This window comes from Mesorhizobium sp. P170090 (genome assembly GCF_057786115.1).
The window spans coordinates 4,425,715-4,438,278 of the sequence record NZ_JBYNWH010000001.1 but is presented as its reverse complement, the minus strand read 5'-3'; the positions used below and the strand labels follow the sequence as shown (position 1 = coordinate 4,438,278).

The 12,564-nt window shown below is 61.7% G+C and carries 11 protein-coding genes and 1 tRNA gene; all 12 read left to right on the top strand.

Features of this window, described 5'->3' with window-relative positions:
• Nucleotides 1-60: 60 nt before the first annotated feature.
• The 12 genes from AC3EML_RS21550 to rpoB all read left to right on the top strand — a co-directional run bounded on the left by AC3EML_RS21550 (nt 61) and on the right by rpoB (nt 12,447).
• Entirely contained in the window at nt 61-1,932 is a 1,872-nt protein-coding gene (locus tag AC3EML_RS21550; RefSeq protein WP_245274250.1) for a COG3904 family protein, read from the top strand.
• A gap of 92 nt (nt 1,933-2,024) precedes the next feature.
• Entirely contained in the window at nt 2,025-2,507 is a 483-nt protein-coding gene (locus AC3EML_RS21545; RefSeq protein WP_352520396.1) for a group II truncated hemoglobin, read from the top strand.
• A gap of 160 nt (nt 2,508-2,667) precedes the next feature.
• Nucleotides 2,668-2,743: transfer RNA gene (locus tag AC3EML_RS21540), tRNA-Trp, on the top strand.
• Nucleotides 2,744-3,178: 435 nt separating this feature from the next.
• Entirely contained in the window at nt 3,179-3,643 is a 465-nt protein-coding gene (locus tag AC3EML_RS21535; RefSeq protein ID WP_286487389.1) for an Hsp20 family protein, read from the top strand.
• A 73-nt stretch (nt 3,644-3,716) separates the two neighbouring features.
• The gene (locus AC3EML_RS21530; protein WP_352520395.1) at nt 3,717-4,184 is read left to right on the top strand and encodes a hypothetical protein; all 468 of its coding nucleotides are present in this window, start codon (nt 3,717-3,719) and stop codon (nt 4,182-4,184) included.
• Between the two features lie 490 nt (nt 4,185-4,674).
• Nucleotides 4,675-4,878 carry a preprotein translocase subunit SecE gene (gene secE / locus AC3EML_RS21525; RefSeq protein ID WP_023686025.1) on the top strand — a complete coding sequence of 68 codons (204 nt, stop codon included), beginning with the start codon at nt 4,675-4,677 and terminating at the stop codon, nt 4,876-4,878.
• 27 nt (nt 4,879-4,905) lie between these two features.
• A complete protein-coding gene (gene nusG / locus AC3EML_RS21520) occupies nt 4,906-5,433 on the top strand; it encodes a transcription termination/antitermination protein NusG (RefSeq protein WP_006333333.1) in 528 nt (175 codons plus the stop codon).
• A gap of 172 nt (nt 5,434-5,605) precedes the next feature.
• Nucleotides 5,606-6,034 carry a 50S ribosomal protein L11 gene (gene rplK / locus AC3EML_RS21515; RefSeq protein ID WP_006333334.1) on the top strand — a complete coding sequence of 143 codons (429 nt, stop codon included), beginning with the start codon at nt 5,606-5,608 and terminating at the stop codon, nt 6,032-6,034.
• A 4-nt stretch (nt 6,035-6,038) separates the two neighbouring features.
• On the top strand, nt 6,039-6,737 hold the full coding sequence (rplA, locus tag AC3EML_RS21510; protein WP_023667438.1) for a 50S ribosomal protein L1: 699 nt from the start codon (nt 6,039-6,041) through the stop codon (nt 6,735-6,737).
• Nucleotides 6,738-7,111: 374 nt separating this feature from the next.
• Complete coding sequence (gene rplJ, locus AC3EML_RS21505) at nt 7,112-7,630, top strand: 50S ribosomal protein L10 (RefSeq protein ID WP_023667437.1); 519 nt, start codon at nt 7,112-7,114, stop codon at nt 7,628-7,630.
• 54 nt (nt 7,631-7,684) lie between these two features.
• Nucleotides 7,685-8,062 carry a 50S ribosomal protein L7/L12 gene (rplL, locus tag AC3EML_RS21500; RefSeq protein WP_023667436.1) on the top strand — a complete coding sequence of 126 codons (378 nt, stop codon included), beginning with the start codon at nt 7,685-7,687 and terminating at the stop codon, nt 8,060-8,062.
• A 248-nt stretch (nt 8,063-8,310) separates the two neighbouring features.
• Nucleotides 8,311-12,447, top strand: coding sequence for a DNA-directed RNA polymerase subunit beta (gene rpoB / locus AC3EML_RS21495; RefSeq protein WP_023686024.1), 4,137 nt, complete (start codon nt 8,311-8,313; stop codon nt 12,445-12,447).
• The last annotated feature ends 117 nt before the right edge of the window (nt 12,448-12,564 follow it).

Here is a 12,564-nt window from a genome sequence, read left to right as displayed (position 1 = left end):
CGCACCGTCGTGCCGGCGTCGTCATCACCATCGAGAAATAGTCGAGCCGGTGTCAGCCGGATGGACCAGGAAAAGGGCGGTCTTTGGGGCTGCCTTTTTGTTTCCGGCGTTGCGCGGCACAAGTATTGCACGATTGTTTCAAAGCTATTGCAAGCACCGTCGCCGCAACTATTATGGATTGCATTGAGGGGTTTGCCGGGCGTGGTTTTGGGACAACGTTCAGACACTGTGGGACGGTGGCGGCGCGGGCTGGTCCGGCTGTCGACGGTGGCCGCGATGGCGATGGCTGCCTTCGCCGCGAAGGCCGAGGATGCCTCCCCCGGGACATGGCAGACAGTACCCCCTCTGCAGGGAGTGCTCTATCCGACCGATCCGACGATATGGACCGACGATCACTCGGAGATGCAGTTTGTCGTCACGCGCAGCAGCGCACCTGGCTGCGAGCCCAATTGTCCGGAGTGGATCTCCGCCGAAGGCGACATCTCAGCCGGCACGCCAGCCTTGCTCAAGCGTACCTTGAAGAAGCTTGGCAGCCGCAAACTGCCCATCATCGTCAATTCCTTTGGCGGCAACGTCAATGCAGCGCTCGAACTTGGCCGGATAATCCGCAAGAACAAGCTCGATATCGCCGTAGGCAAGACCGAGTTTTCCGACTGTTGGCCCGGGACGGATGGTTGTGGTTTTAGTTACGGCAAAGGTTCCGCCTATCTCGGCCGGGCGTCTGATGGCGCCAGCTGCAACTCCGCCTGTCCGCTGATGTTTGCCGGTGGCGTCCGCCGCGTGGCCGGCGGCTGGAACTATCTGGGTGTTCATCAGATCACCACCACCTGGTTCCCCTCCACAACGCACTACCGGACCACATATCGCGTCAAACGGGGCAAAAAATATCGGGTCACCACGCAAACGGTCACTCAAGGTGAAAGCTACAAGACCTATGAGATGAGCAAGGGGTACGCGAGAAAGATCTCGGCCTATCTCCGAGAGATGGGTATCGGGCAGGGCGTGCTGGACTTGATGAAGGCGACGCCGGCGAGCGACATCAGGCAGATCGGCCTCCACGATATGCTGACGATGAAACTGGCGACCAGCACGGACACTCTTGAGCTGTTTACCAGAGCAAGTTTGTGCATGTTCGACCCGCCGGCTCCGAACTGCCGGGAAGTGCCTGGACCGGCAGGCAAGCCGACGCCGCCGGTCGCTGCCACGACGGTCGCAGTCAAGCTCGCGAATGTGGCAGCCAAGCCCGCCGCTGTCACAAAGCCTTTGCCGGACCCCGCAGCGGCTCGTGTGGATATGAGCTTTGTCGTGGTCCGCGGCAGCGACCAGCATTGCACGCCGCAGTGTCCGCAATGGATTTCTGCGCAAGGCGCGATCACGCCTCAGACACCGCAAAAATTGCGCCAATTACTCGACACGCTTGGCAACCGGCGGCTGCCCGTGGTGATCAGCTCACGAGGCGGAGACTTGTTCAGCGCTCTGGCGACCGGACGGATCATCCATGAAAAGAAGCTCGACGTCGCCGTTGGCCGCACCGATATCGGTGACCCGGTCGAGGACGGCATCTATGCCGGGCTGAGCTTCGACGCCGGAGCCGACTGCGATTCGGCCTGCGCGCTCATGCTGGCCGGTGGCGCCAGACGGTTTGTCGGCCCCCAGGCGCGACTCAGCTTCTACCTGATGGGACAGAAGCAATTGGTGAAGACGTATCTGAATGAGATGGCGATCAGCCCCCGTCTGTTCACAGCGCTTCAGGACCGTTTCGCCGAGCGTGAGCTCGACCCTGATATGATGCTGGAGGTCGGGCTGACGACCGGGCCCCAGTCGGTGGATGCGCTGACGGGTCCCGGCATCTGCAAGTCGGTGCCGAAAGCTGAGAACTGCCGCGTGGCGCCGTCGCCCAACGCCCAGGCCGAAGCGCCGGCCAAATTGTAGCGCGGCGGGTTCACACTCGCCATCGAGGCAGGTTGAGCAGGGCGCGATTTCCGCTATCGTCGTGCCGGCGCCGGGCTGGCGGAGGATCGACAATGAGCCAGGACATCCCGACACTCTACGAATGGGCCGGCGGCATCGAAGCCCTCAATCGGCTGACGGAAACCTTTTACGACAAGGTGTCCCGCGACCCGGTGGTCGGCCCGGTGTTCAAACACATGTCCCCGGATCATCCGGCGCATGTCGCGGCCTTCATCGGCGAGGTTTTTGGCGGACCCAAGACCTACAGCGAACAGCATGGCGGCCATCGCGAGATGGTCATGCATCACTTGGGCAAGCATCTGACGGAGGAACAGCGCCGCCGCTGGATCAGCCTGCTTGCCGATGCCGCCGATGCGGTCGGGCTGCCGGAGGATCCCGAATTCCGTTCCGCCTTCATGGGCTATGTCGAATGGGGGTCACGGCTTGCCAAGATGAATTCCACCCTCGGCGAGACCTGCGACCCGCAGACCGAACCGATGCCGGCCTGGGGCTGGGGCGTACCGGGCGGGCCGTACAAGCCGCCGGCCGGGGATTGAGCGCCGGCATGCGGCTTCAGGCAGGCGAAAAATCGAGATCGGCAGGGACGGGCTGGTCATCACCTATCCGGATTTCCGGCAAAGGATCTGAAAGCGCGTCAGACAACTCTTTACAGCGCGCCCGGAAGCTTTTAGGAAGCGCCTGCGCTGAAACGCGCGTACGGGCATAGCTCAGTTGGTAGAGCGGCGGTCTCCAAAACCGCAGGTCGTAGGTTCGAGCCCTGCTGCCCGTGCCATTTTCCTCGTTGGAATCCGGCATTTTAGAAACGCCTTGTTTTGGCTCCTCGTTTGGTTGGGCTGAAGCCGCGTACTCGACGAGCCCATCCGACGTTCCGGAGGCATGCGCAGAGCGAGAGCGCTGATGCGCAATGCCGAAGTCGGCGTATTTCCACGAACCGATTTCCTTGATTCAACTGCCATTGGCGAGCCAATTGCCGTTTGCGTTCACAATTCAGAATAGGCCTATTTTGCTGCCGCCGGCTGCTTTTCAGCGGCTGCGAATTATTGGAAGCGGGATGCTGGCCTGGCTTCTGGAATTTTTTTTGAATAGGGCTCTTGAACCGGTTTTCAGCCCTTCCTAATTCGTTTCCCGCCGAGGCCGATTGGCTTGGCAAAGGCGGCGCTGCTGGGCGGCGCCCTTGTACCCATGTTGCTTCAAGGAGAATGTGGCTATGAGAACCTTTGATACTCTCTATCGCAGCACCGTCGGTTTTGACCGTCTTTTCGACATGCTCGACAGCGGCACGCGTCCGGACTGGCCGCCCTATAACATCGAGAAGGTCGACGAGAACGATTACCGTATCTCGATGGCCATCGCAGGCTTCAGCCAGGATGAGGTTGAGCTGACCCAGCATGGACCCGAACTGGTCGTGGTAGGCCAGAAGGCTGATGACCAGAGCGGACGCCAGCTGCTGCACCAGGGCATCGCCTACCGCACTTTCAGGCAGACGTTTAAACTTGCCGACCACATGAAGATCAAGGCAGCAAACCTTGAGAACGGTCTCCTGACCATCGACATCGTCCGTGAGATTCCCGAAGAGCTGAAGCCGCGCCGCATCAGCATCGGGGCCGGCGACGCCCAGGTGGGCGGCAAGCAGATCGCCCAGGATACGGAACGCACCCGCAAAGCGGCCTGATCGTATCGATTCAGTTATCCCTGCGGTCCGCCTCCCGGCTTCGGCCGGGAGGCCCAGATTGCGGAGAATGGAGATGGACAACTTCTACGAGACACCGACACTTTCTGCGGCACGCTCGGGCAAAATTGAAACTTCTTTGTGCCTGCTCGACAATCCAGACGACGTCATCAACCATCCACGCCTCAGCCGTGGAGAAAAGCGGGCACTGCTTTCCTCGTGGGCGTCCGATGCCTGCGCGGTGGAAAACCAGCCTGCCTTGCGCCGCCTGGACAACGGCACGGTAATCCCTGTCGACCAGATTCTGAGGGCGTTGAAGGCTCTGGATGAGAAACCCACGCTGGGGAAAGAGACTTCAGGCCGGGTGCTGCCTTGGCGACCCTCCTCGCGCCGCAGCGTTCTCAAAGCTTGGCGGCATAGTGGCCGTTCTTTCGGCCCCGACGATGACGACGACCCGCCCCCGTGCCCGGCAGTGATCGCGCCGCGCCCACGCCCACCACGCGGAATGGGCGCAGTGGCCGGGGTCGAACTCGCCTGCGCCTGAGCTAACCTTGGGTTGATCCAGCTGCCTCGGCATGGGCAGCTGGATTCCAATCTTGCGTGCGCTTCATTTGGTTTCCAAAACAGCAGGTCGCAGGTTCGTCCGCAACGCCATTTCCTCGAACTTGTAATCACGTGCCTGATTTCCGGATGCACCTCCTGGAATTGGGGTCCGGCATTGAAAAAGGGCAGGTGGCTTGCCATATTGGGCGAACTGAGGCATAAGGCCCCGATAGCCGGGACGGGACGACTGGATGGTTCCGAGGCGGCGTTTGGTCATAAAGCGGACACTTGCCACTTGCGTGGATCAAGAATCGGTTTTATGTAGACACAACAGACACGCGACGCGTGGAGCTGGGAAGCCGGCTTTACGCGTCCGATTTGCATGGGCGAAATGGCGCTGATTCGGCGCCGACTTGAACCCAGGCGGCACGTCCCGGCCAGCGGGATCATCCAGGAGACCCGGCCAACGGGTCTTGAAGACAGAGCGGCATATGGCTTCGAAAACCACAAATCCTTTCGTCTTTCTCCAGCAGGTTCGCGCGGAAACTGCCAAGGTGACTTGGCCGTCGCGCCGGGAGACGATGATCTCGACGGTGATGGTGCTCGTATTCGCGGTCATCGCGATGATCTTTTTCTTCACCGCCGACGTGGCCATGGGCTACGCGATCGAGCGGTTACTGAGCCTCGGCCAATAAGTCCGGCGATTACGGAGAAGTCTTGAAATGACCGCGCGCTGGTACATCGTCCACGCCTATTCGAACTTCGAAAAGAAGGTCGCCGAGGACATCGAGAACAAAGCCAAGCAGAAGGGACTGTCCGCCGATATCGAGCAGATCGTGGTGCCGACCGAAAAGGTTGTCGAGATCCGCCGCGGCCGCAAGGTCGATGCCGAGCGCAAGTTCTTTCCGGGCTATGTGCTGCTCAAGGCCAATCTGACCGATGCGGTGTTCTCGCTGGTCAAGAACACGCCGAAGGTCACCGGCTTCCTCGGTGACTCCAAGCCGGTGCCGATCACCGAAGCCGAGGCGCAACGCATCCTGAACCAGGTTCAGGAAGGCGTCGAGCGGCCGAAGCCCTCGGTCACTTTCGAGATCGGCGAGGCGATCCGCGTTTCGGATGGTCCGTTCGCCTCGTTCAACGGTTTCGTCCAGGAAGTGGACGAGGAGCGGGCGCGGCTCAAGGTGGAAGTTTCGATCTTCGGGCGCGCCGTGCCGGTCGATCTGGAATTCGGACAGGTCGAAAAGGGCTGATCCGAAAACCCTGCGCCGGTTCGCCGGCAAGGGGAGGCGGCGCGGAAAGCGCGCGGCCATGAACGGGTGGGAGGCGAATGCGGCTTTAGCCGGCTGCGCGGACCGCACCACCAGACTGCAACCGCCGGTGTTCCCGATACTGGGGCCGGCATGAGACAAAGGCAGGAAAGAGATGGCTAAGAAAATTGCAGGCCAGCTCAAGCTCCAGGTCAAAGCGGGATCGGCTACGCCGTCTCCGCCGATCGGCCCGGCACTTGGTCAGCGCGGCATCAACATCATGGAATTCTGCAAGGCGTTCAACGCGCAGACCCAGGAAATGGAAAAGGGATCGCCGATCCCGGTCGTCATCACCTATTACCAGGACAAGTCCTTCACCTTCGTCATGAAGACGCCGCCGGTGAGCTACTTCCTGAAAAAGGCGGCGAACTTGACGTCAGGTTCGAAAGAGCCGGGCAAGATCAAGGCCGGCACGATCGGCCGCGACAAGGTGCGCGCCATCGCCGAACAGAAGATGAAGGATCTGAACGCAAACGACGTCGAGGCGGCCATGCGCATGGTCGAGGGCTCCGCCCGCTCGATGGGTCTGGAAGTGGTGGGCTGAGATCATGGCAAAGATTGCAAAGCGTGTATCGAAGTCCCGTGACGGCATCGACCCCAACAAGGCCTATGCCCTTGGTGAGGCGCTGAAGCTGCTCAAGGACCGTTCGACGGTGAAGTTCGACGAGACCATCGAAGTGGCGATGAACCTCGGCGTCGACCCGCGCCATGCCGACCAGATGGTCCGCGGCGTGGTCAACCTGCCGAACGGCACCGGCCGCTCGGTCCGCGTCGCCGTGTTCGCACGTGGCGGCAAGGCCGATGAGGCTCGCGCCGCCGGCGCCGACATCGTCGGTGCCGAGGATCTGGTCGACATCGTCCAGAAGGGCACGATCGACTTCGATCGCTGCATCGCCACGCCGGACATGATGCCGCTGGTCGGCCGTCTGGGCAAGGTGCTGGGCCCGCGCGGCATGATGCCGAACCCGAAGGTCGGCACCGTCACCACCGACGTCGCCGCCGCCGTCAAGGCATCGAAGGGCGGCGCTGTCGAGTTCCGCGTCGAGAAGGCCGGCATCGTTCATGCCGGCGTCGGCAAGGTCTCGTTCGACGTCAAGGCGCTGGAAGAAAACGTCCGCGCCTTCGCCGATGCCGTGACCAAGGCAAAGCCGGCTGGCGCCAAGGGCAACTACGTCAAGAAGGTGTCGGTCACCTCGACGATGGGCCCGGGCCTCAAGCTCGACGTCTCGACGCTCGCAGCGTCTTGATACGAACATCTGGATCGGCTGCCAAGGCGCTGATCCGCAAGTGAATTCCGGGCCTCCGACTTGTCGGCGGCCCGGTACCGGAAGTCGAGAGGCTTCCGGACATCCTGTCCGAGATTGCAGGCGGCCCAGAAGCCTTAATTGAATTGGGCCTGCATGAGACGGGTGAAAACCGGACAACGGAGCGACAAGCTCCAATGAAAGGTTCGAACCGTGTTTGCCTTTTGTCTGCGCATCTCCGGCTTGCCGTCGATGTGGCGAAAGGGGGCAGGATCCTCGAGCGTCGTTCGGGAGATCTGTAATGGATGGCCCGGCCGGCAAAAAGGCAACCCGACGCCTGTCCCACTAGCGGGGCAGGGGTCAACTGGAGATAGGCAGTGGACAGAGCGGAAAAACGCGAACTCGTCACGGGCCTGAATGGTGCTTTTGCAGGCGCTGGTTCAGTCGTCGTGGCCCACTACGCCGGTATCACCGTCGCGCAAATGAACGACCTTCGGTCGAAAATGCGCGCTGCCGGTGGCACCGTCAAAGTCGCGAAGAACCGTCTCGCCAAAATCGCTCTTCAGGGCACGGACTCCGCATCGATCATCGACCTGTTCAAGGGACAGACGCTGATCGCTTATTCGGAGGATCCGATTGCGGCGCCGAAGGTCGCGTCCGATTTCGCCAAGGGAAATGACAAGTTGGTCATTCTCGGCGGCGCAATGGGCACCACCTCGCTCAACGCCGACGGTGTGAAGGCACTCGCCACACTTCCGTCGCTCGATGAGCTGCGCGCCAGGCTGGTTGGCATGATCGCCACGCCGGCAACCCGGATCGCCCAGATCGTCAATGCGCCAGCGGCTTCGGTCGCGCGCGTAATCGGCGCTTACGCCCGGAAGGACGAGGCGGCATGAGGCCGTTCCTCGCTATCACAAACACACGTTCGAACCTGATGAAGGAATACAACAATGGCTGATCTGGCAAAGATCGTAGACGACCTTTCGAAGCTGACCGTCCTCGAGGCGGCCGAGTTGTCGAAGCTTCTGGAAGAAAAGTGGGGCGTTTCGGCTGCTGCTCCGGTGGCGGTTGCCGCTGCCGGCGGCGCTGCCGCTGCTGCTGCTCCGGCTGAGGAAAAGACGGAATTCGACGTCGTCCTCACCGAGGCAGGCGCTCAGAAGATCAACGTCATCAAGGAAGTCCGCGCCATCACCGGCCTGGGCCTCAAGGAAGCCAAGGATCTGGTCGAAGCAGCTCCGAAGCCGGTCAAGGAAGCCGTTTCCAAGGCTGACGCTGAGAAGTTCAAGGCCCAGCTGGAAGCAGCCGGCGCCAAGGTCGACCTGAAGTAAGCGTAAAAGCGGCGGGCGGCCTCGCGCCGTCCGCCACTCCCTTCATCAGAGGGGAGGATGCGTAGCGCGAGATGTACGAGAACCTCTTTCCTGAGGGCCGAAACCGGCCTTCAGGAAACGGGTTTTCTCCCGTTTTAGCCGTCGCCGCCAGGCGGCGGGAAACAGATCAGGGGCCGCCGCCGAGGTGGCCGCGCATGCAAGGTGAGCCGCGGCGAGGCTCGCCCCGAGTTTATAGCTAAGGAGCGACGATGGCCCAGACCCAGACTTTCAATGGCCGCAGACGCGTACGCAAGTTCTTCGGAAAGATTCCGGAAGTTGCGGAGATGCCGAACCTGATCGAGGTTCAAAAAGCATCCTATGACCAGTTCCTGATGGTGGCGGAGCCCAAGGGTGGGCGTCCGGACGAGGGACTGCAGGCCGTTTTCAAGTCGGTTTTCCCGATCTCCGATTTCTCCGGCTCCTCGATGCTGGAGTTCGTGAAGTACGAGTTCGAAGGACCGAAATTCGACGTTGACGAATGCCGTCAGCGCGACCTGACCTATGCCGCGCCACTCAAGGTGACGCTGCGCCTCATCGTGTTCGATATCGACGAGGATACCGGCGCAAAGTCGATCAAGGACATCAAGGAGCAGGACGTCTATATGGGCGACATGCCGCTCATGACGCTCAACGGCACCTTCATCGTCAATGGCACGGAGCGCGTCATCGTCTCGCAGATGCACCGTTCGCCGGGCGTCTTCTTCGACCATGACAAGGGCAAGTCGCACTCCTCGGGCAAGCTTTTGTTTGCGGCGCGCGTCATTCCCTATCGCGGTTCGTGGCTCGACATCGAGTTCGATTCCAAGGACGTCGTGCATGCCCGCATCGACCGCCGCCGCAAGATTCCGGTGACGTCGCTCTTGATGGCGCTCGGCATGGACGGCGAAGAGATCCTGTCGACCTTCTACAACAAGATCACCTACAAGCGCGCCGGCGACCACTGGCGCATCCCGTTCAACGTCGAGCGTTTCCGCGGCCTCAAGGCCGTTGGCGACCTCGTCGATGCCGACACAGGCGAAGTTGTCGTCGAGGCCGGCAAGAAGATCACCGCCCGCCAGGCAAGGGCGCTTGGCGAAAAGGGTTTGAAGGCGATCAAGGCGACCGACGAGGATCTGCTCGGCAATTACCTGGCCGAGGACATCGTCAACTACGGCACCGGCGAGATTTTCCTCGAAGCCGGCGACGAGATCGATGAAAAGACGCTGAAGGTGCTGCTCGGCACGGGCGAAAGCGAGATCAAGGTTCTCGACATCGACCACGTCAATGTCGGCGCCTACATCCGCAATACGCTCAACGTCGACAAGAACGAGAGCCGCCAGGACGCACTGTTCGACATCTACCGTGTCATGCGCCCGGGCGAGCCGCCGACGCTTGAAACCGCCGAAGCCATGTTCAACTCGCTGTTCTTCGACTCGGAGCGCTACGACCTGTCGGCCGTCGGCCGCGTCAAGATGAACATGCGCCTCGAGCTCAAGGCTGAGGATACCGTGCGCGTGCTGCGCAAGGACGACATCCTGGCCGTGGTCAAGACGCTGGTCGAGCTGCGCGACGGCAAGGGCGAGATCGACGACATCGACAATCTCGGCAACCGCCGCGTGCGTTCTGTCGGCGAGCTGATGGAGAACCAATACCGCGTTGGCCTGCTGCGCATGGAGCGCGCGATCAAGGAACGTATGTCCTCGATCGAGATCGATACGGTGATGCCGCAGGACCTGATCAACGCCAAGCCGGCGGCTGCCGCCGTGCGCGAGTTCTTCGGTTCCTCGCAGCTGTCGCAGTTCATGGATCAGACCAACCCGCTGTCGGAGATCACCCACAAGCGCCGCCTGTCGGCACTTGGCCCGGGCGGTCTGACCCGCGAGCGCGCCGGCTTCGAAGTGCGCGACGTGCACCCGACGCATTACGGCCGCATCTGCCCGATCGAGACGCCGGAAGGCCCGAACATCGGTCTGATCAACTCGCTGGCGACCTTCGCGCGCGTCAACAAGTACGGCTTCATCGAAAGCCCGTACCGCAAGATCGTCAATGGCAAGCTGACCAATGAGGTCGTCTATCTCTCCGCTATGGAAGAGTCCAAGCACCACGTTGCGCAGGCCAATGCCGAGCTCGACAAGAATGGTGGTTTCGTCGACGAATTCGTCATTTGCCGCAGCGCCGGCGAAGTGATGATGGCGCCGCGCGAAAACGTCGATCTCATGGACGTGTCGCCCAAGCAGATGGTGTCCGTGGCCGCGGCGCTGATCCCGTTCCTCGAGAACGACGACGCCAACCGCGCGCTGATGGGCTCCAACATGCAGCGTCAGGCCGTGCCGCTGGTGCGCGCCGAAGCGCCGTTCGTAGGCACCGGCATGGAGCCGATCGTTGCCCGTGACTCGGGTGCCGCCATCGGCGCCCGCCGCGGCGGCATCGTCGACCAGGTGGACGCGACGCGTATCGTCATCCGCGCCACGGAAGATCTCGATCCCGGCAAGTCGGGCGTCGACATCTACCGGCTGATGAAGTTCCAGCGTTCGAACCAGAACACCTGCATCAACCAGCGTCCGCTGGTGCGCATGGGCGACCGCGTCAACAAGGGCGACATCATCGCCGACGGTCCGTCGACCGAGCTCGGCGATCTGGCGCTCGGCCGCAACGTGCTGGTCGCGTTCATGCCGTGGAACGGCTACAACTACGAGGACTCGATCCTGCTCTCCGAGCGCATCGTGGCCGACGACGTCTTCACCTCGATCCACATCGAGGAATTCGAGGTCATGGCCCGCGACACCAAGCTTGGACCGGAGGAAATCACGCGCGACATTCCGAACGTTTCGGAAGAAGCGCTGAAGAACCTCGACGAAGCCGGCATCGTCTATATCGGCGCGGAAGTGCAGCCGGGCGACATCCTGGTCGGCAAGATCACGCCGAAGGGCGAAAGCCCGATGACGCCGGAAGAAAAGCTCCTGCGCGCCATCTTCGGTGAAAAGGCGTCCGACGTTCGCGACACCTCGATGCGCATGCCTCCGGGCACCTTCGGCACAGTCGTCGAAGTGCGCGTCTTCAACCGCCACGGCGTCGAGAAGGACGAGCGCGCCATGGCGATCGAACGCGAGGAGATCGAACGCCTCGCCAAGGACCGCGACGACGAGCAGGCGATCCTCGACCGCAACGTCTATTCGCGGCTTTCCGACGTTCTCGTCGGCAAGGAAGCGATTGCCGGACCGAAGGGCTTCAAGAAGGGCTCGAAGCTGTCGAAGGATACGCTGGACGAGTATCCGCGTTCGCAGTGGTGGCAGTTTGCAGTGGAGAACGAAAAGCTCCAGAGCGAACTGGAAGCCCTGCGTGGCCAGTACGACGATTCCAAGAAGGCGCTCGAGCAGCGCTTCATGGACAAGGTCGAGAAGGTGCAGCGCGGCGACGAAATGCCTCCGGGCGTCATGAAGATGGTCAAGGTCTTCGTGGCCGTGAAGCGCAAGATGCAGCCGGGCGACAAGATGGCGGGACGTCACGGCAACAAGGGTGTCGTCTCGCGGATCGTTCCGGTCGAGGACATGCCTTTCCTCGAGGACGGCACGCATGCCGATATCGTGCTCAACCCGCTGGGTGTGCCGAGCCGCATGAATGTCGGCCAGATCCTGGAAACGCATCTGGGCTGGGCATGCGCGGGCATGGGCAAGAAGATCGGCGAGCTTATCGACGCCTACAAGACGGCTGGAGACATCAAGCCGTTGCGCAAGACGCTTGAGAGCTTCATCCCAGCCAACGACCGCAACGAGCCGGTCCGCGAATATGACGACGAGAGCATCGTTCGCCTCAGCGAGCAGATGCGCCGCGGCGTCTCTATCGCGACACCGGTGTTCGACGGCGCGCATGAAGTCGACATCAACATCATGCTGGAGCAGGCGGGCCTGCACACCAGCGGTCAGTCGCAGCTCTATGACGGACGCACAGGCGAGCCGTTCGATCGCAAGGTGACGATGGGCTATATCTATATGCTCAAGCTTCACCACCTGGTGGACGACAAGATCCACGCGCGTTCGATCGGTCCCTACTCGCTCGTTACCCAGCAGCCGCTGGGCGGCAAGGCGCAGTTCGGTGGCCAGCGCTTCGGCGAAATGGAGGTCTGGGCGCTGGAAGCCTATGGCGCCGCCTACACGCTGCAGGAAATGCTGACGGTGAAGTCGGACGACGTCGCCGGCCGCACCAAGGTCTACGAGGCGATCGTGCGCGGCGACGACACGTTCGAGGCCGGCATTCCCGAGAGCTTCAACGTGCTCGTCAAGGAAATGCGGTCTCTCGGCCTCAATGTCGAGCTGGAGAACACCAAGCTCGACGACAACCCTGTCCGGCTGCCAGATGCTGCCGAATAGGGGCGCGGCCGAGTAAGCAAGACATCCGGTCGCGGAACGCCGCGACCGGATGCACCAAATTCTACGGCCAGTGGGCCGACCACTCAGCGGGCATTTGGCCCGCGTTAGATGCACGGG